18 protein-coding genes are annotated in these 22,737 nt (G+C 62.2%); 5 read left to right on the forward strand and 13 right to left on the reverse strand.

Annotated features, from left to right (window positions below; translation table 11 throughout):
• The first annotated feature begins 178 nt into the window (after positions 1-178).
• The 5 genes from WDB91_RS18980 (at position 179) to WDB91_RS19000 (ending at position 5,427) form a co-directional block, all read left to right on the forward strand.
• Positions 179-1,780: an ABC transporter substrate-binding protein gene (locus tag WDB91_RS18980; RefSeq protein ID WP_339115231.1), complete on the forward strand. Its 1,602-nt coding sequence runs from the start codon at positions 179-181 to the stop codon at positions 1,778-1,780.
• A gap of 67 nt (positions 1,781-1,847) precedes the next feature.
• Positions 1,848-2,855 carry an ABC transporter permease subunit gene (locus WDB91_RS18985; protein ID WP_339115232.1) on the forward strand — a complete coding sequence of 336 codons (1,008 nt, stop codon included), beginning with the start codon at positions 1,848-1,850 and terminating at the stop codon, positions 2,853-2,855.
• Entirely contained in the window at positions 2,852-3,751 is a 900-nt protein-coding gene (locus WDB91_RS18990; protein ID WP_339115233.1) for an ABC transporter permease subunit, read from the forward strand. The genes WDB91_RS18985 and WDB91_RS18990 overlap by 4 nt, the downstream gene beginning before the upstream one ends.
• Positions 3,752-3,754: 3 nt before the next feature.
• Positions 3,755-4,591, forward strand: a complete 837-nt coding sequence (locus WDB91_RS18995) for an ABC transporter ATP-binding protein (protein WP_339115234.1) — start codon at positions 3,755-3,757, stop codon at positions 4,589-4,591.
• Positions 4,588-5,427: an ATP-binding cassette domain-containing protein gene (locus WDB91_RS19000; RefSeq protein WP_339115235.1), complete on the forward strand. Its 840-nt coding sequence runs from the start codon at positions 4,588-4,590 to the stop codon at positions 5,425-5,427. Before WDB91_RS18995 ends, WDB91_RS19000 begins: the two co-directional genes overlap by 4 nt.
• An 11-nt stretch (positions 5,428-5,438) precedes the next feature.
• On the opposite strand, the gene WDB91_RS19005 is transcribed toward WDB91_RS19000, so the two are convergent.
• The 13 genes from WDB91_RS19005 to WDB91_RS19065 all read right to left on the reverse strand — a co-directional run bounded on the left by WDB91_RS19005 (position 5,439) and on the right by WDB91_RS19065 (position 22,472).
• A complete protein-coding gene (locus WDB91_RS19005; RefSeq protein WP_339115236.1) occupies positions 5,439-6,788 on the reverse strand; it encodes an aspartate aminotransferase family protein in 1,350 nt (449 codons plus the stop codon).
• Positions 6,785-7,855 (reverse strand): phosphotransferase, encoded by a 1,071-nt coding sequence (locus WDB91_RS19010; RefSeq protein WP_339115237.1) that lies wholly within the window; start codon positions 7,853-7,855, stop codon positions 6,785-6,787. The genes WDB91_RS19005 and WDB91_RS19010 overlap by 4 nt, the downstream gene beginning before the upstream one ends.
• 49 nt (positions 7,856-7,904) lie before the next feature.
• Positions 7,905-9,326, reverse strand: coding sequence for an amidase (locus WDB91_RS19015; RefSeq protein ID WP_339115238.1), 1,422 nt, complete (start codon positions 9,324-9,326; stop codon positions 7,905-7,907).
• Between the two features lie 4 nt (positions 9,327-9,330).
• On the reverse strand, positions 9,331-10,713 hold the full coding sequence (locus WDB91_RS19020) for an aspartate aminotransferase family protein (protein ID WP_339115239.1): 1,383 nt from the start codon (positions 10,711-10,713) through the stop codon (positions 9,331-9,333).
• Between the two features lie 41 nt (positions 10,714-10,754).
• Positions 10,755-12,365 carry an ABC transporter ATP-binding protein gene (locus WDB91_RS19025; RefSeq protein ID WP_339115617.1) on the reverse strand — a complete coding sequence of 537 codons (1,611 nt, stop codon included), beginning with the start codon at positions 12,363-12,365 and terminating at the stop codon, positions 10,755-10,757.
• Between the two features lie 14 nt (positions 12,366-12,379).
• Complete coding sequence (locus WDB91_RS19030) at positions 12,380-13,219, reverse strand: ABC transporter permease (RefSeq protein ID WP_339115240.1); 840 nt, start codon at positions 13,217-13,219, stop codon at positions 12,380-12,382.
• Between the two features lie 11 nt (positions 13,220-13,230).
• Positions 13,231-14,199 carry an ABC transporter permease gene (locus WDB91_RS19035; RefSeq protein ID WP_339115241.1) on the reverse strand — a complete coding sequence of 323 codons (969 nt, stop codon included), beginning with the start codon at positions 14,197-14,199 and terminating at the stop codon, positions 13,231-13,233.
• A 60-nt stretch (positions 14,200-14,259) separates the two neighbouring features.
• A complete protein-coding gene (locus WDB91_RS19040) occupies positions 14,260-15,828 on the reverse strand; it encodes an ABC transporter substrate-binding protein (RefSeq protein ID WP_339115242.1) in 1,569 nt (522 codons plus the stop codon).
• A 233-nt stretch (positions 15,829-16,061) separates the two neighbouring features.
• A complete protein-coding gene (locus tag WDB91_RS19045) occupies positions 16,062-17,021 on the reverse strand; it encodes a LysR family transcriptional regulator (protein WP_339115243.1) in 960 nt (319 codons plus the stop codon).
• Positions 17,022-17,197: 176 nt separating this feature from the next.
• Complete coding sequence (locus WDB91_RS19050) at positions 17,198-18,445, reverse strand: Zn-dependent hydrolase (protein ID WP_339115244.1); 1,248 nt, start codon at positions 18,443-18,445, stop codon at positions 17,198-17,200.
• Between the two features lie 168 nt (positions 18,446-18,613).
• Positions 18,614-19,927: a c-type cytochrome gene (locus WDB91_RS19055; protein WP_339115245.1), complete on the reverse strand. Its 1,314-nt coding sequence runs from the start codon at positions 19,925-19,927 to the stop codon at positions 18,614-18,616.
• 3 nt (positions 19,928-19,930) lie between these two features.
• Complete coding sequence (locus WDB91_RS19060) at positions 19,931-21,715, reverse strand: GMC family oxidoreductase (protein WP_339115246.1); 1,785 nt, start codon at positions 21,713-21,715, stop codon at positions 19,931-19,933.
• A gap of 19 nt (positions 21,716-21,734) precedes the next feature.
• A complete protein-coding gene (locus WDB91_RS19065; RefSeq protein ID WP_339115247.1) occupies positions 21,735-22,472 on the reverse strand; it encodes a gluconate 2-dehydrogenase subunit 3 family protein in 738 nt (245 codons plus the stop codon).
• Positions 22,473-22,737 lie beyond the last annotated feature (265 nt).

The raw sequence follows: 22,737 nt of genomic DNA on the forward strand, positions 1-22,737 counted from the left end.
CAATATGTCGCAATATAAAATTTTCTTTCACAAAATGCCCCTTTGTAAGCAGATACTCCCTTGCCAGCTTCGATCGAGCCGATATTTTTCCATTGTTGACCGGTAAGTCAAAAAACCGCGAGACCGGACCGCCCCCGCCAATGAGGGACAGGTTCGTCAACGACAGAGAGGGGAAATTATGTCGAAGATGACGCGTAGCCTTTTGGCTGCTTCTGCACTCATGCTCGGGCTTTCGGCACCGGCATTCGCAAAAACCTTTGTATATTGCTCGGAAGCCTCGCCCGAAGGCTTCGATCCGGCGCCCTATACCGCCGGCACCACCTTCGATGCCTCGGCGCATCCGGTCTTCAACCGTCTGGTGGAATTCAAGAAGGGCACGACCGAGATCGAGCCGGGTCTTGCGACCTCATGGGATGTCTCCGATGACGGGCTGACCTATACGTTCCACCTGCGTCCCGATGTGAAATGGCAGTCGGTGGATGGTTACGCGCCCACTCGCACGATGAATGCCGATGACGTTATCTTCAGCTTCGACCGTCAGGGCAATCCCGACAATCCGTGGCATGATTACCTGCCCGGCATCACCTATGAATATTACTCGGCGATGGAGATGGCCGATCTGATCAAGTCCATCGAGAAGGTCGATGACATGACGGTCAAGATCACCCTGACCCGCCCCGAGGCCCCCTTCCTTGCAAACCTCGCCATGCCCTTCATGTCGATCGTATCGAAAGAATATGCCGATACGCTGGCCGAAGACGGCAAACAGGCGCAGTTCAACCAGGTGCCCGTCGGCACCGGCCCCTTCCAGTTCGTGGCCTATCAGCAGGATGCCGTCATCCGTTACAAGAAGAACGCCGACTACTGGGGCACCGCGCCCAAGATCGACGATCTTGTCTTTGCCATCACGCCCGAGGCCTCGGTCCGTCTGCAGCGTCTGCAGGCCAATGAATGCCAGCTGATGCCCTATCCCTCGCCTGCCGATCTGGACGCGATCAAGGCCGACAGCAATCTCAAGCTCGACCAGCAACCGGGCCTGAACGTGGCCTATCTGGCCTATAACACCACCATCGCACCTTTCGATAAGCCCGAGGTCCGCAAGGCCCTGAATATGGCGATCAACAAACAGGCGATCATCGATGCCGTCTTCCAGGGCGCGGGCGAAGTGGCCAAAAACCCGATCCCGCCGACCATGTGGTCCTATAATGACAGCATCCAAGACGACCCCTATGACCCCGAAAAAGCCAAGCAGATGCTGGCTGATGCGGGCGTGAGCAATCTGGATATGGAGATCTGGGCGATGCCCGTCCAGCGCCCCTATATGCCCAATGCCCGCCGTACCGCCGAACTGATGCAGTCCGATCTGGAGAAGGTGGGCGTGAAGGCCTCGATCGTCTCCTATGAATGGGGCGAGTATCTGAAACGCTCCACCGATCCGGCGCGCAAAGGGGCGGTCATCATGGGCTGGACCGGCGATAATGGCGATCCCGACAACTTCATGGGCGTGCTCCTGAGCTGTGCGGCCACCGGTGATGGCGGCTCGAACCGCGCACAATGGTGCAACGAGGACTTCTCGGAGCTGCTGACCAAGGCCAAAGCCACCACCGATCAGGCCGAGCGCGCCAAGCTCTACGAGCAGGCGCAGGTGATCTTCAAGGAACAGGCCCCGTGGGACACGCTCGCGCATTCCACCCAATATGTGCCGATGCGCGCCAATGTTGAAGGCTTCCAGATGAGCCCTCTGGGGGATTTCACCTTCGAGACCGTCGACCTGAAATAAGCCTCGCGTAAATCCACATCAGGCGCGCGGGAGACCCCTCTCGCGCGCCTCTTTGCAAGGCGATGACATGATCCGCTTCTTCTTCAACAAGCTTCTCTACCTGATCCCGACCCTGATCGGCATCACCATCGTGGCCTTCGGCTTCGTGCGGGTGCTGCCGGGCGATCCGGTCACCCTTCTGGCGGGCGAGCGCGGGATCACCCCCGAACGCCATGCCGAGCTCGCGGCCCAGCTGGGCTTCGACCGGCCCGTCTGGGCGCAATATCTCGATTTCCTCTGGCGGCTTCTGCATGGCGATTTCGGCAATTCGATCGTCACCAAACAGCCCGTGCTGAGCGAATTCCTGCAGCTCTTCCCTGCCACCGTCGAGCTGTCGCTCTGCGCGATTATCCTTGCCACGCTGATCGGCGTGCCGGTGGGGGTGCTGGCGGCCGTCAAACGCGGCAGCTGGTTCGACCAGATCTCGATGACCACGGCCCTTGTGGGCTTCTCGATGCCGATCTTCTGGTGGGGTCTTCTGCTGATCATCTTCTTCTCGGGAACGCTCGGCTGGACGCCCGTTTCGGGCCGGATGTCGCTGATGTTCTATTTCGACACGCCCACGGGGTTCATGCTGATCGATAGCCTCCTGTCGGGACAGGACGGCGCGTTCACCTCGGCGCTCTCGCATCTGATCCTGCCCTCTGTCGTGCTGGGGACCATTCCGCTGGCGGTCATCGCGCGGCAGACCCGCTCGGCCATGCTCGAGGTGATGGGCGAGGATTATGTCCGCACCGCCCGCGCCAAGGGTATGTCGCGCCGACGCGTTGTCATGGTCCATGCGCTGCGCAATGCGATGGTGCCGGTTGTGACCACGATCGGGCTGCAGATCGGGTTGTTGATGGCCGGTGCCATCCTGACCGAGACGATCTTCAGCTGGCCCGGTGTGGGCAAATGGATGATCGATTCCATCTCGCGGCGCGACTATCCGGTCGTGCAATCGGGTCTGCTGCTGATCGCGGGGATCGTGATGATCGTGAACCTGATCGTCGATCTGACCTATGGCCTCATCAATCCGAGGATCCGTCACAAATGAGCACAACTCTCCAGATGACCGACGGCCAGATCCGTCGGAAAATGATCGCGGATTTCTGGCATGATTTCCGCCGCAACAAGGGCGCGGTGATCGGGCTTTGCGTCTTTGCGCTGATGGTTCTGATTGCCGTCTTCGCGCCGCTGATCGCGCCCCATGACGCAACAATGCAATATCGCGACGCCCTTCTTGTGCCGCCCTCATGGTCCGAAGGCGGCCAGTCCGAATTCCTTCTGGGCACCGATGCCGTGGGACGAGACATGCTCTCGCGCCTGATCTACGGCTCGCGCTATTCGCTGTTCATCGGCGTGGTTGTGGTGCTGGTCGCGCTTTCGGGCGGGATTATTCTTGGCCTTCTGGCCGGCTTCTTCGGCGGTTGGGTCGATACCGTGATCATGCGGATAATGGATATCATCCTGGCCTTCCCCTCGCTTCTGCTGGCACTGGTGCTGGTGGCAATCCTGGGGCCGGGCCTGACCAATGCGATGATCGCCATCGCCATCGTCTACCAACCGCATTTCGCCCGCCTCACTCGCGCCGCGGTCATGGGCGAGAAATCGCGTGATTATGTAGTGGCGGCGCGGATGGCAGGCGCAGGGCCTCTGCGGCTGATGCTGAAAACCATCCTGCCCAATTGCCTCGCGCCCCTCATCGTGCAGGCGACGCTGTCATTTTCGTCCGCCGTGCTCGATGCCGCCGCCCTGGGCTTTCTTGGCATGGGCGCACAGCCGCCCTCGCCCGAATGGGGCACCATGCTGGCCGAGGCGCGCGAGTTCATTTTGCGGGCATGGTGGGTGGTCACCTTCCCCGGTCTGGCGATCCTGATCTCGGTGCTGGCGATCAACCTGATGGGCGACGGGCTGCGCGATGCCCTTGACCCGAAACTGAAACGGAGTTGATCCATGGCACTGCTATCCATCAAGAACCTGACGGTCAGCTTCGCCACCTCATCGGGGCCCTTCAAGGCCGTGGACGGGATCGACGCCTATGTCGATGCCGGCGAGGTTCTGGCCATTGTGGGCGAGAGTGGCTCGGGCAAATCGGTCTCGATGCTGGCAGTGATGGGGCTTTTGCCCGACACCGCCACCGTCACCGCCGACGAGATGACCTATGACGGGCGCGACCTGTTGCATATGTCAAAGGCCGAACGCCGCCGCCTGATCGGGCGCGAAATCACGATGATCTTCCAGGAGCCCATCGCCTCGCTCAACCCCGCCTTTACGGTGGGCTTCCAGATCGAGGAAGTGCTGCGGATCAACAAGGGTCTGGGCAGGCGCGAGGCGCGCGCGCAGGCAATCCACCTGTTCGAACAGGTGGGCATCCCCGAGCCGGAGGTAAAAATCGACGCCTATCCGCACCAGATGTCGGGCGGCCAATGCCAGCGGGTGATGATCGCGATGGCGATCGCCACCGGCCCGAAGCTGCTGATCGCCGATGAGCCGACGACCGCGCTTGATGTGACGATCCAGAAGCAGATCCTCGATCTGTTGATGGAGTTGCAGGAGGCGCATGGGATGGGGCTGATCCTGATCACCCATGATATGGGGGTGGTGGCCGAGACTGCCGACCGCGTGATGGTGCAATATAAGGGGCGCAAGATGGAAGAGGCCGAGGTGCTCTCGCTCTTCGAGGCGCCGCAACATCCCTACACGAAGGCGCTTCTCTCGGCACTGCCGGAACTGGCCACGGGCGACAGGCTGCCCACGGTCTCGGATTATTATACGGAGGCGGGCGCATGAGCACAGTCGTTGCAGGGCGCGGCCTGACACAGGATTACCATGTGTCGGGCGGTCTTCTAGGCCGCGCGAAGACCGTGCGCGCCGTGAAAGGCGTCGATTTCGCCGTCGAGAAGGGCAAGACTCTGGCCATCGTGGGCGAGAGTGGCTCGGGTAAATCCACCTTGGCGCGGATCATCGCGCTGATCGATGCGCAATCGGGTGGCACGCTGGAGATCGGCGGAGAGGCTGTCGACATCTCGAAACGCAAGCCCGATCACCGCCTGCGCTCGATGGTGCAGATGGTCTTCCAGAACCCCTACGGGTCTTTGAACCCGCGCCAGAAGGTAGGCGATTGCCTGACCGAGCCGCTTCTGCTGAACACCAAATTCAGCGGCAAGGAACGGCGCGAGAAGGCCGAGGCGATGCTGGAAAAGGTCGGGCTGCAGGCCGCGCATTTCAACCGCTATCCCCATATGTTCTCGGGCGGACAGCGCCAGCGGATCGCCATTGCGCGGGCGCTCATGCTCAACCCCGAGCTACTGGTGCTGGACGAGGCGGTCTCGGCGCTCGATCTTTCGGTGCAGGCGCAGGTGCTGAACCTGCTCGCCGATCTGCAGGAAGAGCTGGGCCTGACCTATGTCTTCATCAGCCACGATCTGTCGGTCGTGCGCTATATCGCCGATGAGGTGATGGTAATGAACAAGGGGGAGGCGGTCGAGCAGGCCTCGCGCGATGCGATCTTTACCGACCCACAGCATCCCTACACCCGCCAGCTCTTTGCCGCCACGCCCGTCACCGATCTGGAGGCCATTCGGGCACGGGTGGCGCGCAGGAAGGCCCGCGCGCCCGCCCTGTGACCAGATTATGATCAGATCTCCCTCAGCGCGGCCTCGACCGTGCTGAGGAGCCGGTCCACATGGCGCGCATTAAAAATCAGCGGGGGGCGGATCTTGAGGATATTCGCCCCCGGCCCCGTTGAGGAAATCAGCACGCCCTTCTGACGCATCAGATTGACGCAGGCGGTCGCCGTCGCGGCATCGGGGGTCTTGGCCGCGTGATCGGTCACGAACTCGCAGGCCACATACATCCCCGCCCCCCGCACATCACCGATACGCTCGTCCTTCAGGCTGCGCAGGCCATCACGGATGGCGTCCCCCATGGCAACCGCATTGGCCATCAGGTTGTCGTCACGGATCGTGTCGAAGACGGCGCGGGCTGCCGCCACCGCCACGGTATTGCCGCCGAAGGTGTTGAAATAGCGCAGATCCTGCCCGAAGGGGGCCACGACCTCGTGGCGCACGGCAATGCCGGCCACCGGATAGCCATTGCCCATCGGCTTGCCCATGGTGACGATCTCGGGGTCGATGCCAAGGCGCTGATAGCCCCACATCGCCTCGCCCGAGCGGCCAAAGCCCGATTGCACCTCATCGGCGATCATGATGCCGCCATGGGCGCGCACCACCTCGGCCACGGGCGCCAGAAGCCCCTTCGGGTCGGAATAGATGCCATCGGAGGAAAATAGGCTGTCGGCGATGAAACAGGCGATGCCATCGCCATGGCGCTCCAGATCCTCGATCTGCGCCTTCACCTCGGCAGCCATCTGCGCACCCAAGGTTGCCACATCGCGGCGGTAGCTGTCAGGCGCGGCCACGCGGCGCACCCATGTGCCCAAGGGCGATTTCGCGCCCAGCGAGGGCGAATAGCCCGCCGTCAGATGCGAGGTGCCGTGATAGGCCTCGGAGGTGATGATCACCCCGCGCTTGCCGGTTTTGTGCATCGCGATGCGGGTTGCCAGATCATTGGCCTCGGACCCCGTGCAGGTGAACATCATATGGCCGTTCTCCGCGATCTGCCCGCCGAAGCTCGGCAGCATTTCCTCGGCCAGATCAAGGATCCCGTCCTGCACATAGCGCGTATGGGTGCATAGCCGCCCCATCTGGGCCGAGACCGCCTCGACCACGCGGGGATGGGCGTGGCCCAGCGAGACCACATTGTTATAGGCGTCGAGATAATCGCGCCCATCGGGGTCATAGAGATAGGCGCCCTCGCCACGTTCGACCGTCAGGGGATCTTGATAGAACAGCCGGTAGGCCGGGCCCAGCAGGCGCGCGCGGCGCTCGATGCGCTCGGCCAGCGCGGGGGCGAGACCGGCAGCTTTGGACGGGTCGAACCCGTTGACCATGCCGATGGCGGGTTTGGATAGGGTATCGATGCTCATGAGCCTCTCCGGAATTCGGGACGGGCGCGCAGGATCGCTTCAACCTCAGCGGTCGGGCGCGCAAGAAACCATTGGAGCTGCGCCCAGCTGGGCGCGGCATTGCGTAGGATATAGGGGGCATTCTCGGGCATGAGCGCTGCGCGATACTGGGTCATTACCGCCCGCACCAGCACCCGCGCCATGACCATATGCGGGATGATGGCCAGCTCTTCATCGCTCAACGGCGCCCGTTCCAGATAGCCCGCAAGCACCGGATAGGCGTTGGCGAAGATATCCTGATCGGGGGTGAACGCCTTCAGGATCTGCCCCATCAGCGCCACCGCAAGATCAATCGCCACCGCCGATTCCACAACATCTCCGAAATCGATCACCCCCGTCACATGGCCCGTTTCGGGATCGGCCACGATATTGGAGGCGTAGAAATCGTTATGCACCACCTGCCGCGGCAGCGCCGGAATGCGGTGTGCCACCTCGGCCAGCCGCGCGAAGGCCTCACCGGCCAGTGCCTGATGACGGGGCGGCAGGCTGACCTCGCCCAGAAGGGGCCTCAGCCGCATCACATGCTGCACATCCCAAACCAGCTGGCGGCTCTGATGGGGATGGCGGAAGCCACCTAGGGCAAGACGCAGCTCGGCCAGCACCCGCCCGATCTCGGGCAGGGTCTCGGTACGGGTTTCCATCATGTCCAAGGGTGTGCCTTCAACGAAACTGAGCAGCCGGTAGAACCGCCCCGAGGCCGGCTCGCGCAGCATCCCCTCGCCCGTTCTGGCACGGATCACACGCGGCGCGGGCCGGGTAAAATGCTCCGCAAGATGATCCAGTACCGCGTTCTGCAGATCAAGTTCACCCTGCGTCTCGTCGGGATTGGCGATCTTCAGGATATAGCGGGCGTCTGGAGCCGTGATCAGATAGGTATCGTCCTTCTCGGTCTCGAGCCGCTTCATCGCCCCCGAGATCCCGTAAGCCTCTTGGCACAGGCGGGCGGCCTCATGGGGGCCGATACGGGTAAAGCGCGTGGCCAGCCCCCCCTGCCCCGCAAAGCGAAGCGCGTCATTCAGATCTGTCATGTCACTCTCCGGCTCCGGCCCGCCCCGCATCGGGACGGGCCAAGAGCTATCAGCTTCGCGGCGCGCTCACAAATGGTGTCGGATGAGCGGACTGATAGGCAGCCGCCAACGCCAGCACCACCTCGTCCTCGAACCAGCGGCCCACGAATTGCAACCCGATCGGCAGGCCATCGGCATCGAAGCCGCAATTGACCGATACGGCAGGCTGCTCGGTCATGTTGAACGGATAGGTGAAAGGCGACCAGTCGGTCCATTCCGTCATCCCCGAGCCGGGCGGCACATCGACACCCGCCTCAAAGGCGGTCAGCGGCATGGTGGGCAGCATCAGCGCATCATAGCGTTCATGGAACTTGGCCATGGTCACCTTCAGCTGGGCGCGGACCTGATCGGCAGCGATGAAATCGCGCGCGCTCAGGAGGCGGCCCTGTTCGGTGATCGATACGAAACCGGGATCCATTCTGGCGATCTGCTCGGGGCTAGGGTTGACCTGCTCGACCGCCCAGGCCTGAGCGGCATACCACAGATCCAGAAGCGCCTGCTGAGGGCTGGCAAAACCGGGATCGGCTTCTTCGATAATCGCACCCAGATCGGCCATGGCCCTCGCGGCAAGGTCGACGGCCTCGGCCACGGCAGGGGCCACGGGCGCGCCATCCAGCGTGCGGGCATAGGCGATACGCATCCCCTTGATCGAGCGGCGTGTGGCGGCGGCGAAATCGGGCACATCCTTGGGCGAGCGGCCATAAAGCGCATTCACCGAAGGGCCGGACACCGCATTGAGAAACAGCCCGCTATCCTCGACGGTGCGGGTCAGCGGACCACGATGGGCAAGCTCGAAAAGGCCTGTGGGTGCGGTCGAAGGCACCCAGCCGAAGGTCGGCTTGATCCCGAAGACCCCGCAGAAGGACGATGGGATACGGATCGAGCCCGCCCCGTCCGAGCCCTCATGCAGCACGCCCATATTGAGCGCCGCAGCCACGGCCGCACCGCCCGAAGAGCCCCCCGAGGCACGCGCGGTGTTCCACGGGTTGAGCGTATTGCCGCCCTCTGGTCCATGGGTCAGACCTTTCCAGCCGAATTCCGGCGAGGCGGTGGTGCCAAGGATCGGCGTGCCTGCCTGACGCAGCTTGGTGACGATCTCCAGATCGGTCGGAGACGGGTCCTTCTCACCCAGAACCGAGCCCTTGCGGAACGGAATGCCCTTCACGCGGGTGAGTTCCTTGATGGTGGCAGGCACCCCGTCGATGGGCGAGAGCGGCTCGCCTTTGGCCCAGCGGGCCTCCGAGGCGCGCGCCTCGGACAGCGCCTCCTCGGCCACCACATAGACGAAGGCGTTGACGTCGCCGTCAAACCGTTCGATCCGGTCGAGCGCGGCCTGCACCGCCTCGACGGGCGACGCCTCTTTGGCCGCATAAGCGCGGGTCAGTTCGGTGGCGCTCATCTCGCCCAGATCGGTTTTGTCGATCACATCCATAATGTTACGCCTCCTCAAGCACGCTGCGGGCCAGATCGGTCTCGGCCAGCGCATCCAGCGCGCGTTTCATCGCCGCCATCATCTCGTCCACCTGCTCGACGGCAATGATCATCGGCGGGCACAGGCAGATCGCATCCCCGATGGCGCGCACGATCAGCCCTTCTTCCAGCAGGCAGGCCTGCGCCGCCTGACCCATCTGGCCGACCTTGGCCGTGCCCTTCAGCTCGAGCGCACCGATCAGGCCCACACCGCGCGACCAGAGCGCCATCGGATGGCTCTCGAGCGCCTTCAATCCTGCCAGAAACTGGCCTTCAAGGCGGGCGGCATTGCCCACCAGATCGCGCTCCTCGATGATCTTGATATTCTCGAGGCCCACAGCCGTGGCAACGGGGTGGCCCGAGGCGGTATAGCCATGGCCGAACACGCCCAGACGGTGGCTTTCATCCGCGATGGGATTGTAGAACTCATCGCTCATCAGGATCGCGGAAAGCGGCATATAGGACGAGGAGATCTGCTTCGAGGTCACCATCACATCGGGAGTGATCCCGAAGGTCTCGCAGGCAAACATCTTCCCCGTCCGGCCAAAGCCGCAGATGACCTCATCGGCCACCAGCAGGATGTCATATTTGCGCAAAACCGCCTGAATGGCCTCCCAATAGCCTTCGGGCGGCACGATCACGCCACCTGCGCCCATCACCGGCTCGCCAAACATGGCGGCAATCGTCTCGGGGCCTTCTTTCAGGATCAGCTCTTCGAGCGCCTCCGCCATACGGGCAGAGAATTGCTCTTCGGTCTCGCCATCCAGATGGTCGCGCGGATAATCGGGCGTGAGCGTATGGATCATCCGGTCGAGCGGCAGATCGAAGCTGCCGTGATTGGCCGGAATACCGGTGACCGAGCCTGCCGCGATCGTCACCCCGTGATAGCCCTTCACCCGCCCGATGATCTTCTTCTTCTCGGGCAGACCCAGCGCATTCGAGCGATACCAGATCATCTTCACGACCAGATCATTGGCCTCGGACCCCGAGGAGGTGAAATGCACCTTCGTTAGATGCGCGGGCGAGATCTGCACAAGTTTCTCCGCCAGATCGACCGAAGGGCCATGCGCCTTGTAGTTGAAGCTGTGGTAATAGGGCAGTTTCTGCATCTGCGCATAGGCCACATCGGCCAGACGCTTCTCGTTGAAGCCCACAGCCACCGACCAGAGCCCTGCAAGCCCCTCGATATAGCGCTTGCCCGACTGGTCGAAGACATAGATGCCCTCGCCACGGTCGATGATCAGGCCGCCTTTTTCCTCATAGACCCGCAAATCGACCGAGGGGTGGAACTGATAGGCAATATCGCGGGCCTCGATGGAATTGGGCGCAATGGTTTTCGATTGAGACATCTTTGTCGTCCTTGGTTCCGGCGCCTTAGCGCCATAAGAGTTCAGCTGAAGGCCAGATCCCAGTCCTTGCCGGGAATGGCCTCGATCAGAGAGCGTGTGTAGGGGTGCTGGGGGGCGTCGAACACCTGCGCGCCCGGCCCGATCTCGACGCAACGGCCCTTTTGCATGACCATCACCCTATCACAGATCTGGGCGGCCACGCGCAGATCATGGGTGATGAACACAAGGCTGAGGCCCAGCTCGCGTTTGAGCTCTTCCAGCAGCTCCAGCACCTGCGCCTGAATCGACACATCAAGCGCCGAGACCGCCTCATCGGCCACGATAATCTCGGGTTTCAGCGCAAGTGCGCGGGCAATCCCGATCCGCTGGCGCTGCCCGCCCGAGAATTCATGCGGGAAGCGTTTCGCCGATCCGGGAAGGCCCACGCGGGCCAGAAGCGCCTCGGCCTCGGCCAAAGCCTGTTTGGGCGGCGTGCCATGGGCGATGGGGCCATCGGCAATCGTCTGCCCCACGCGGATACGCGGGTTGAGCGAGGAAAACGGGTCCTGAAAGATCATCTGCACACGGGCGCGCAGCTCTTGCAATGCGGGGCCTGTGGCATGGGTCATATCCTGCCCGTCCAGCACCATCCGGCCCGCATCCAGATCCTGCAGCTTCACGAGGCAGCGCCCGAGCGAGGATTTCCCCGAACCGCTTTCGCCCACAATCCCGAGGGTCTCGCCGCGCCCGATGGTGACGGTGATATCCTTTACCGCCTCGACCACGCGGGCCTTGCTGAACATGCCACCGCCTGTGCGATAGGTCTTGCACGCGCCTTCCACCTGCATCAGGGGCGGGCGTTCGGGGCATGCTGCCCGCCCTGCGCGCAGCTTCGGGATCGCATCGATCAGCCCGATCGTATAGGGGTGCTCGGGGTGGTGGAGAACCTTCTCGGCGGGGCCTTCCTCGACCACGCGGCCCAGTTTCATCACCGTCACATAATCGGCGATCTCCGCCACCACGCCAAAATCATGGGTGATGAACATCACCGCCATGTTGCGGCTTTTCTGGAGATTGCGGATGAGTTCCAAGATCTGCGCCTGTGTGGTCACATCGAGCGCGGTGGTCGGCTCGTCAGCCACCAGAACCTCCGGCTCGAGGGCCAGCGCCATGGCGATCACCACCCGCTGGCGTTGCCCGCCCGAGAGCTGGTGCGGATAGGCCCTCGCTGCGCGTTTGGGGTCGGGCAGACCCACCTCGGTCAGCAGATCCAGCGCACGGGCGCGGCGTTCGGAAGGGCGCAAGAGGCCATGAGCCTCGAAGACCTCGGCGATCTGATCCTCGATCCGCATGAGCGGATTGAGCGCCGACATCGGTTCCTGAAAGATCATCGCGACGCGCTTACCGCGCAGGGCGCGCATCTCGGCCTCGGTGACACCCACAAGATCCTGATCGCCCAGCCGGATGCGACCATCATTGACGCGCAGCCCCTCGGGCAGGAGCCCCATCAGCGCATTGGCCGACATCGATTTGCCAGAACCGCTTTCGCCCACCACGCACAGGATCTTGCCGGGCCAGAGATCGAAGCTCACGCGGTCCACCGCATAGAGACGGTCGGCCCCTTCGGGCAGCGCGATCTTCAGCCCCTCGATGCGCACCGCAGGTTTGGTCATGGTTGCATCCAGCATCACGCTCTCCTTTTGGCAAGGCGCGGGTTGAGGGCGTCGTTGAGGCCCTCGCCGATCAAGTTGAAGGCAAGAACCGTCAGCAGGATTGCCACTCCGGGGAAGAAGCTGATCCACCAAGCCTGATTGAGCACGGTCCGCCCCGCGCCGATGATATAGCCCCAGCTCATGATATTCGGATCTCCCAAGCCCATGAAATCCAGAGCGCTTTCCGTCAGGATCGCGGTGGCCACCATCATCGAGGCCAGCACGATTACCGGAGAGATGGTGTTGGGCAGAATCTGGCGGCGGATGATGGTCAGACCCGACTGGCCCGAAAGCTGCGCGGCCTCGATAAACTCCCGGTGGCGCAGCGCCATGACCTCGCCGCGCAAGAGACGCGCCACGGGCGGCCAGCTGACAAGGGCGATGGCGGTGATGATCGACCAGATCGAGGGCTCGAAGATCGCCACAAGCACAACGGCAAAGGCGAAGGACGGGATCACTTGGAAGAACTCGGTGATACGCGAGAGGACATCATCCACCCAGCCGCCGAAATAGCCTGCCAGCGCCCCGATCGGGATGCCGATGGCGAGGCTAACTACCGTCGAGATCACGCCCACGAGGAGCGACACATAGGCCCCATGGGCCAGCCCTGCGGCGATATCGCGGCCCAGAGTATCGGTGCCCAGAGGCGTCATCTGGTCCTGGAACGGCGCCACGAAGGGCATGTTGACCATATCCCAGGGCGAGGTCGGAAAGAGGAAGGGCGCAAGGATCGAGCCCAGCAGCACCACGGCCAGAATGACGAGCCCCACAACCGCGCCGCGATTGCTTGCATAGGCTTTCCAGAAATCTTTCATCGCATGCTCCTTCAGGCCAGCCGGATACGCGGATCGACCACGCGGTAGACGAGATCGGTGAAGAGGTTGAACAGCAGCACCAGCGCCGCCGAGACGGTGAACACGCCCAGAAGCAGGTTGTAATCGCGGCTCTGGAGCGCCTCGAACATCAGCCGCCCGATGCCGGGCCAGGCAAAGACCGTCTCGATCAGCACGGCGCCACCGACCAACTGGCCCGCATGCAGACCCGCGAGTGTCACCACCGGCAGGATCGCGTTGCGCAGCACATGGCGGCGCTGGATCACCGAGGACTTCAGCCCCTTGGCGCGGGCGGTTTTCACGAAATCGAGCCGGTTGACCTCGAGCATCGAGGCGCGGGTGATACGCACATAGGTCGCCATGAAGAACAGCCCCAGCGTCACCGCAGGCAGCACGAGGTGTTGGGCGATATCCCATGCGCGGGCGAGACCCGTGTAGCTTGATGCCGCCGTCTCGTAACCGAAGGCCGGAAACCAGCCGAAATTAACAGAGAAAAGCAGCACCGCCATCAGCGCCATCCAGAAGAGCGGCGTGGCATAGAACAAAAGCGCGACGGTGGAGATGATGCTGTCGGACCAGCGACCCTGACGGGCTGCGGCCACCACACCTGCCAACACACCGAAGGCCAGCGAAATGACGAAGGCCGAGATCGACAGGATCAGCGTGGCCGGCAGCCGATCGAGGATCAGCGAGGCAACGCTCGCCTGCTGGCGGTAGGAATAGCCCAGATCGCCTTGCGCGAAATGCGCCAGATAGGTCCAGAGCTGCACATAGAACGGCTGGTCCAGCCCGAACTGGCGGCGCAGATCCTCGATGAATTGCGGGTCGGCGTCACCGGCCTCGCCCGCCATCACCAGCGCGGGATCGCCGGGGGCCATATGGATCAGACAGAAATTCAGGACGGTAATGGCGAAGAGGATGATCACGATCTTCACCACGCGCCCGATCAGGAAACGTAGCATGAGAGGGAGGCTCGTTTTGGTCGGGGGAGGTCCGGGCGCGCGCGGCGCCCGGAAAATGCGTTACTTCTCGATCCAGGTATCGCCCAGCGAATTGCCGATACCGAGGCCGGTATTCACCAGATCATGGACCTTGCAATCATAAAGCGTGGGGAAGCTGAGCTCCTGCAGCCATGCCACCGGCACATCTTCCTGCAGCTTGGTCTGGATCTTGGTGTAAAGCGCCTGACGCTCGTCGTCACTTGCCGCGACCGCCGCCTCATCGAACCATTTGTCGATATCGGCATTGGAATAGCCCTCGACATTGGCAAAGGGATTGCCCTTTGTGATCTGGCTCGTGATGTAGTTACGCGCAACCCCCAGAGCCGGATCGCCATTCTCGTAGAGATAGGTAAAGGCGATATCGTAATCCCATTGCGAGGTCTTCTGGTTCCAGCCCGCCACATCGGTGGATTCGATCTCGACCGGAATACCGACCGCCGAGAGGTTCTGTTTCACCACCTCGGCCCAGCGTTGCCACGTCTCACCGTAAGGCAGCGGCAACAGGCGCAGCGGCTTGCCGTCATAGCCGATCTCCTTCAGGAGCTCTTTGGCCTTTTTCGGATCGTAGTCATATTGCGGATCGACCTTGTCATAGAAGGGGATCGTCGAGGTGATCGGGCCGCTGGCCACCTTGCCATAGCCGTTCCAGACGACTTTCTGCATCAGGGGGCGGTTGAGCGCATACATGACCGCCTGACGGAACTTCACGTTATCCATCGGCGCGGTTCGATTATTGAGCCACAGGAAGGACATGGGCGCGTTATATTCCCACCCCTTCTCGGTGGTGCACACGCCCTCTTCCTTGGCCAGACGCGGAATGTCGAAGTTTTCCACCGAGCCCCCCGGCAGGACCGAAACGGTGCGGGTCTCGAAGGCCGTCGCACGCGAGGCGGCATCGGGGACAACGTGATAGACGACCTCATCCAGATGCGGCTTGCCCGCCGCCCAGTAATCGGGGTTTTTCACCAGATCGATATAGGCGCCCTTTTTCCATTCCTTCAGCTCGAACGGACCGGTGCCCACGGGGTTGTCGTTATTGGGGTTCTTGGCGAAATCGGTGCCCTCGTAGAGATGGGCAGGGATCATCGGCGCCAGCGTATAGGCGAAGGACCGTATGAACGGACCATAGGGCGCATTCAGCTTGAAGACCACCGTATGGTCATCGGGAGCATCGATAGTCTCGACATGGCGCATGACCTCGCGCCATTTCGGGTTGGTCTCGGGGAGAAGCTTGGTGAAGGTGAACATCGCGTCCTTCGACGAGAAGGGTTCGCCATCCGAGAATTTCACGCCCTGACGCAGATGGAACGTATAGGTCAACGCGTCATCGGAGACCTCCCAGCTCTCGGCCAGAGAGGGCATCGGCTCGAGTTTGTCATTATAACGCAAGAGGCCTTCATAGATCGAACCCGCCACCAGAAGGCTCGGACCATTGGTAGTAATGCCGATAAAGAGGCTGGGCGGTTCGGGCTGCACGACCAGATCGAGACGTCCACCCTCGACGGGGGTATCCTGCGCGGTAGCAACACCGGCGCTCAGGCAAAGCAATAGCGCCAACGCTCCTCGGCGGAGCGCAGTAGAATAAATCATGGTTTGGACCTTCCTGTTGATATGGCCGTGTGGTCCGGCCTTAAATAGGGGCGGCACATACGCACCTGTCCCCGAGGGTCATTCCCGAATTGCTGTCAGGGCGATGGGCGTCACCCTGGAAGAAAGCTTGCGATGGCCCATCCGCGTTGTCGAATTATATCGGGCGATCCGTCCCATTAGTCTGCGCTATGGGGGATCGGATGCGGTTATGGGCCGGTCGTAAAAGGCCCCGATCACAGGACGGAACGGCCATAGACACGATCCTCGGGAGGACGGGTCTCGACCTGTTCGGTGAAGATGCGGTGCAATTCCTCGGCGATGCGTGAACGCAGCGGGGCTGGCTGTGTTACAAAATAGACCCCCGCCTGCGGGGTGCTTTCATAGGGCGGCAGCCGCCAGAGCCTGCCTGCCGCGCAGTCGCGCTCGACCACATGCACGGGCAACGGGCCGATACCGAAGCCCGCAATCACCATGCGCTTGATCTCCTCGAGATTATGCGAGCGCCCTACCAGATCGAGGTTGAGCCCGCAGCGCTGGCGCAGCGCCGTCAGTTCGTGGAGCGCACGGTTGCTGCTTTCGGCAAGATAGCCCACCGAGGAAAACCCCTCGAGATCGCTGACCGACAGGCCCTCGCGCCCGAAAAGCGGATGGGTCGGACCGCAATAGAGCCCGAAATGTTCCTGAAAGAGCAATGTATAATCGAGCTGCATATTATTACTATCACCCACGACACAAACGCCCATATCAGCGCGTTTGGCCGCGACCATGGCCAGCCCCTCGCGCGAGGCCTCGACCTGAAGCGTCAGCCGCACTTGAGGGTGGCGCTGATGGAAGGTTGCCAGGGCTGCATCGAAATCGGGGCTTTCCACATGCGAGGCCAGAACGATGGTCGCGTCTCCACTCAGCACTTTCTCGGCCTCGCCCAGAGAGGCAGGCAGCCGCGAGACGGTGGCTGTGATCTCGAGCGCCTCGCCCAATAGCGCACGGCCGGCCTCGGTCAGCTCGAACATGGTCGAGGACCGCTCGATCAGCCGGTAGCCCACCTGTTCCTCGAGCCGCTTGAGGCTGCCCGAGACGGCGGGCTGGGTCAGGCACAGCCGCTGCGCGGCATCGGTAATCGAACTGGATTGCGCGATGGTGACGAAACTGCGCAGCAGGTTCCAGTCGAGATGCGAAAAGCCGATATCTTTCATCCGGAAAATCCCCTTCTGCTCCGGCGCGGTAGCACCAGAGCCTGCAATATGCTCAAGGGCGCCAAAGAGCGGCACTCCGGTCAAGGGGATCCTGTATACAACCCGAGGGCAATCAGCGCCGAAAACGGATCTGCTTAACGAAGAGGCAGCGCTCGGGGCTGACTGCGCTTAATCCATCACTCGGACTCAGCCGCCTCCTGCACCAGATCCAGCAGGATATCCGCCCCCTTCGCCGCCTGATCGGGGCTGCACCATTCGGCCTCGCTATGCGAGATCCCGCCCCTGCAGGGCACAAAGACCAGCGCGGTCGGGCAAAGCGCGCAGAAACTCAGCGCATCATGGGCGGTCAGTGTGGGCATCCGGGTGGCGGCATATCCGCGGGTCGCGGCGGCGGCCAGCCCCTTGCCGATCAGAGCCTCGTCAAAGAGGCAGGGCTCGCGGTAATGGCGGTGATCCAGTTCGATCACCAGCCCCGTCTCGGTCGCGATCCCGGCGCAGGCGGCCTCGATCCGCGCAACGGTTGCCTCGCGGATTGCCGGATCAAACCCCACGATCGCCCATGACAGCTTGCTCAGATGCGGGATATTCACACGGTTATTGGGCCAGTTCTCGATAACCGAGGCGCTGACCATCCCATGAGGTTCGATACTGGCACCGATCGCATCAATCGCCAGCACCAGCTTCGCTGCCGCGGTCAGCGCATTACGCCGTTTGGACATGGCTAGCGTCTGGGTATGGCCGTTCTCGCCACGGATCGTGGCATAGCCCGAGCACATGGCCGAGGAGCGCGTGACCATCGCGATGTCGAGGCCCGCCTCTTCCAGCTCCGGCCCCTGCTCGATATGCAGCTCGAAATAGCTGTGCGGCACAGCGCCCGGCACGGGGGTCGTGCCTGCCGCGCCGATCCGTGCCAGTTCGCCCTCAACGCTCGCACCCGTCGGATCGGTCCGCGAGAGCGCCTGCGTCAGATCCAGCGCGCCGGTATAGACCGCCGATCCCATCACGCCCGGCTGGAACCGCGCGCCTTCCTCATTGGTCCAGTTCACCACCTCGATCGGGCGGGCCGTGACAGTCCCTGCCGCATCGAGCGCACGACACACCGCAAGCCCCGCAAGCACCCCCAGAGGCCCGTCGAACTTCCCCCCCGGAAGCTGGGTGTCGAGATGGCTGCCAATCACGACAGGGGCCGCCTGCGGATTGCGCCCCTCGCGGCGGGCAAACATATTGCCGATCCGGTCCACACGCAGCGCGAGCCCCGCCTCCCTTGCCCAATGGGCAAAGAGTGCGCGCCCCTCGCGGTCAGCCGAGCTGAGCGCACCGCGCATCGAGCCACCCGCCGCTGTGCCACCGATGGCACCCAAGGTCATCAGATCCGCCCAGAGGCGCTCCTTGTCGATCCCGCCTAGCTGTGTCCTGCCATCCATATCCGCGCCTTTCCGCTAGCTTTCGCCAAAGGGAAACACGGAATGCGGCACAGCGCCAATCAGGACGCGCGATAGGGGCCATCGGCCAGATCTATGCGAAGGCCGGAGCACCAATGAGAAAGGCGCGGAGACATGCTCCGCGCCTTTCAACGTTCTGGTGCTGGTCGCTTAGTTGGCGCGACGCGGCTGGGCGGCATCCAGCTCCTTGCGCATCTCGGTCACCTGATCGACCGAGACGGGCTTGGCGCCATTGCCCCAGCTATTGCGGACATAGTTCAGGATATCCGCGATCTGCTGGTCGTTGAACTTCCACGCGAAGGAGGGCATGCCCGCCGCTGTCTGACGATACTGGGTATAGGGCGCGCGGGCCCCCACCAGCATCGCGTGGATCATGCTGGCCGCATCATCCGACTGGAAGCCGGTATTGCTTGCAAAGGCGGGGATCATCCCGTCGATGCCTTCACCGTCAAGACCATGGCAGGCCGAGCAGTTGACTTCATATGTGTCGGCCAACGCGGATTTGGCATCGCCCAGATCCATCGGTTCGGCGGCTTTGTTGGTCGAGGCCGGAACCGATTTCAGATAGGTGGCCATCGCCATCGCATCATCTTCGGTCATGTATTGCAGCGAATGCTCGACCGCTTCGGCCATCGGACCACCGGCAGCCCCGAGGCTGTTGATGCCCGTGCGCAGATATTCGGCGATCTCCTCGGGCGAATGCTGCCCAAGGCCGACCGCGTCATTCGAGGTCAGATCGGCTGCATGGTAGCCTTCCAGCGGCGCACCCCAGAGATACTCGTCCGATTTCTCGGCGCTCAGGAGGTTACGCGGGCTGTGGCAGGCCGAGCAGTGGCCGGGGCCATCCACAAGGTATTTGCCGCGGTTCCATGCCTCGTCCTTGGACGTATCCGGCTCGAAGCCGTTATTGTCGAAGAACAGCATATCCCAGCCAGCCATCGCTAGGCGGATATTGAACGGGAAGCTCATACCGCCATTCTCGTCGATATCATTCTTCACCGGCTTGATCGTGGACATATAGGCCCAGAGATCATGCATGTCCGCATCGCTCAGCTTGGCATAGGCGGTATAGGGCATGGCCGGATAGAGGAGACCGTGCGAGCCGATGCCCTGACGGACGGCGTTGAAGAAATCCCGCTCGGTCATCTTGCCGATACCGGTATCGGCATCGGGGGTGATGTTCGAGGAGACGAGCGTGCCGAAGGGCGTCTCGATCTTGTAGCCACCGGCGAAATCGCCCTGGCCTTTGGTGTGGCAGGCCGCGCAATCGCCCATACGCATGACATACTCACCACGCGTGATGGCGTCTTTGTCATCCGAATGGAAATCGGCCAGTGCCACTTTGTCATCCGCCACCGAGGAGCGCTGCGTGTTGAGCGTATTATACGCCCAACCGCCTGCAACTACCGCGCCGACCACGACGATCGCGCCAATCGTGACGCCAATTTTCTTGCATTTCGACATGGATCAGCCCTCCACCAGCGGTGCGGGATTGTTGACATATTTCTCGTGGATTGCCTGTGCGGCACGCACGGCAAGTGCACCCACGGTCACGGTCGGGTTGTAGCCGCCATTGTTCGGGAAGGCAGAGGCGCCGACGACGAACAGGTTATGGCAGTCCCAGCTTTGCAGATAGGGGTTGAGCGCCGAGGTCGAGCGATCCGCACCCATGACCGCACCACCGATGGTGTGCGAGCTGTGCTGCTTATAGGGATTCCAGCTTTCGGCCGCCTGGTTATCGGTCGAGATGCCTTCGGCACCCGCCTCGATCATGATCTCCTTGGCCTTTGCGGTCATATAGGCAGCCATGTCACGGTCGTTGCGGTTCCAGTCGAAGGTCGTGCGCAGAAGCGGCTGACCATGACGGTCCTTATAGGTCGGATCGAGCGACAGATAGGCATCGCGGGTCGATTGCGAGGTGCCCTGAACGAAGATGTTGCCCGCTTCCTGATAGTCGCGCGCATAGGCCTCTTTCCACTCCGAACCCCAACGCTTGGACCCGGGACGCAGACCGTTCATCTTGGCGATCGGACGCCCGTCGGTCGAATAGCCCATGATGCCCGCACCGCCGATGAAGTTCAGACCGGTATGGTCGAAGTTATCGCCGTTGAAGTCATCGATCTGCACGCCAAGCGCACCGGCACCGACAAACGGGTTCATTTTCGCGCCCGGGAAGAAGCCCGAGACAGAAGCGCAGGTCTGGTAGTTGTAGTTACGACCGATGGTGCCCGTCTGGGTCTCGGGGTCGTATTGGGTGCCGACCTGGCTCAGCAGCATCAGGCGGACGTTGTCCATCTGATAGGCGGTGAAGACCACGATATCGGCCTCCTGGAAGCCTTCCTCGCCCTCGCGGGTGACGAAGTTCACGCCCTTCAGGGTCTTGCCGTCTTCGTGTTTCACACCATGCAGCACTTCGGTCTCGGTCAGAACGGTGAAGTTCGGACGACGCATCAGCACCGGCAGGATACAGGCCTGCGGCGAGGATTTCGAGAAGTTGCCACAGCCGTGGAAGTCGCAGAAGCCGCAATAGGTGCACGGCCCCATGGTGACGCCCAGCGGGTTCACATAGGCCTGGCTGAGGTTACCGGCGGGAATGGTGAAGGGATGGTAGCCCATGCCGTTCACGGTCTCGCGGTATTTTGCCATCCATGCGCTGTCTTTCAGCGCAGGCGTCGGATACTCGCGCGAACGCGGACCTTCGAAGACGTTACCACCCTCGAATTTCTGGCCCTTGATATTGCCAGCCTTGCCCGAGGTGCCCGCGATCCGCTCGAAACGGTCGTAATAGGGTTCCATATCCTCATAGGTGACACCCCAGTCCTGCAGGTGCAGGCCCTCGGCGCGCAGGCTTTCCAGCTTGGCCGAACCGTAACGCTCTGCGGTCTGGGTCGCGACCTGGAAGTCCCACGGCGTGAAGCGCCAGGACATCCCTGCCCAGTGGGTGCCGGCACCGCCGACATTCCATCCGAACTGGTAGGCGTTCCAGTTACGCACCGGAGCCGCGGTCTGGCCCGAGTTGTTGCGGAAGGTGGTGGTTTCCACGCTCATCGGCTGCAGCATGGAACGGCGGGTATGCCATTTCAGCTCGTCAGGATCGACGGCGGGAGGGAAGTCGGTCGAGGTATCGCGCCATGCGCCACGCTCGATGGCAACCACGTTCAGACCTGCGCGGGTGAGCTCTTCGGCCATAACCGAACCTGCCCAGCCGAGGCCCACGATGACCACATCGGCCTTAGGACGTTCAATCGTCATAATAGTATACCTTCCGAGATCAGTTCGACGGGATCAGGGAGACGGTGGTCAGCCCCAGATCCTCGTTGTGGCGGTCGATATAGGGGCGGTAGTCATAGCGCGCGCCGGGGAAGCCGATCATCTTCCAGCCTGCCATGTCCTTGTTGCCACCGTAGATCGGGTCCGCCAGATAGCCTTCGCGGGCGTTCTGCAACATCAGCTCGAAGAAAGCCTGACCGTTGACGTCATCGCCAAGATCGATCTCTCCGGCTTCCAGACCGCTCAGGATCTCGTCGATCCGGTCGGGCGAGAGCGCATGGAAGGCTGCGTTATCATTGGCCTGAGCATAGGCTTCGAGTGCCTTCAGACCCGTCTCGTAACGCTCGCGGGGCGAGGTCAGGAATTGCGGCGAGCCCATCAGCATCTCTTCGTTCTCGGGGCGCAGCGGGCCCTGAAGATAGAGTGCCTTGCCCGAACCGTAATCTCCTGCAAGCTGGGCATCCAGGAAATCAACGCAACCTGCGTCGCTTGCCGAGGGGCCGTTATCATCTGCGGGGATCAGGCGGTCGAAGACAGCAGTGACGGTCTTGCGGTCGGTCTCATTCGTAAGGACCTGCATAGCACCACCGCGACGCACAGGCGTCGTCAGGTGATCCGCACTTTGTGCAGTCTGGGCGGGAAAGCCCGAGAGTTCGGCAGCGGAGGATTTGCCTGCCAGAACCGTGGTCGTACCGGCGGCCAGTGCGCCAAGAGACCAGAGCGCTTCACGACGATTCATTCGGTTGGCTCCTGTTATAGGTTGCATCGTTCAAGCCAGATAGCGCACATTCACCGAAGATCACGCAGGCGTGAGGTGCGGTTTTGGCGTGGCAGACCGGAGCCAGAGGTCCAAAGCCATGAGGGGCTTGCGCTTCCGTCGGGGGGAGCCGACAGTGGGGAAGACAAGTGGTGCAGGCGACTGGACCCGCAACACCGGATATCCAAGCTTTGGCCGCTCTGTAGAAAGCGGAAGAGCGTTCAACAAGGTCTCAACTGTATAGTTT

It is taken from the genome of Thioclava sp. GXIMD2076 (assembly GCF_037949795.1).
Taxonomy (GTDB): Bacteria; Pseudomonadota; Alphaproteobacteria; order Rhodobacterales; family Rhodobacteraceae; genus Thioclava; species Thioclava kandeliae.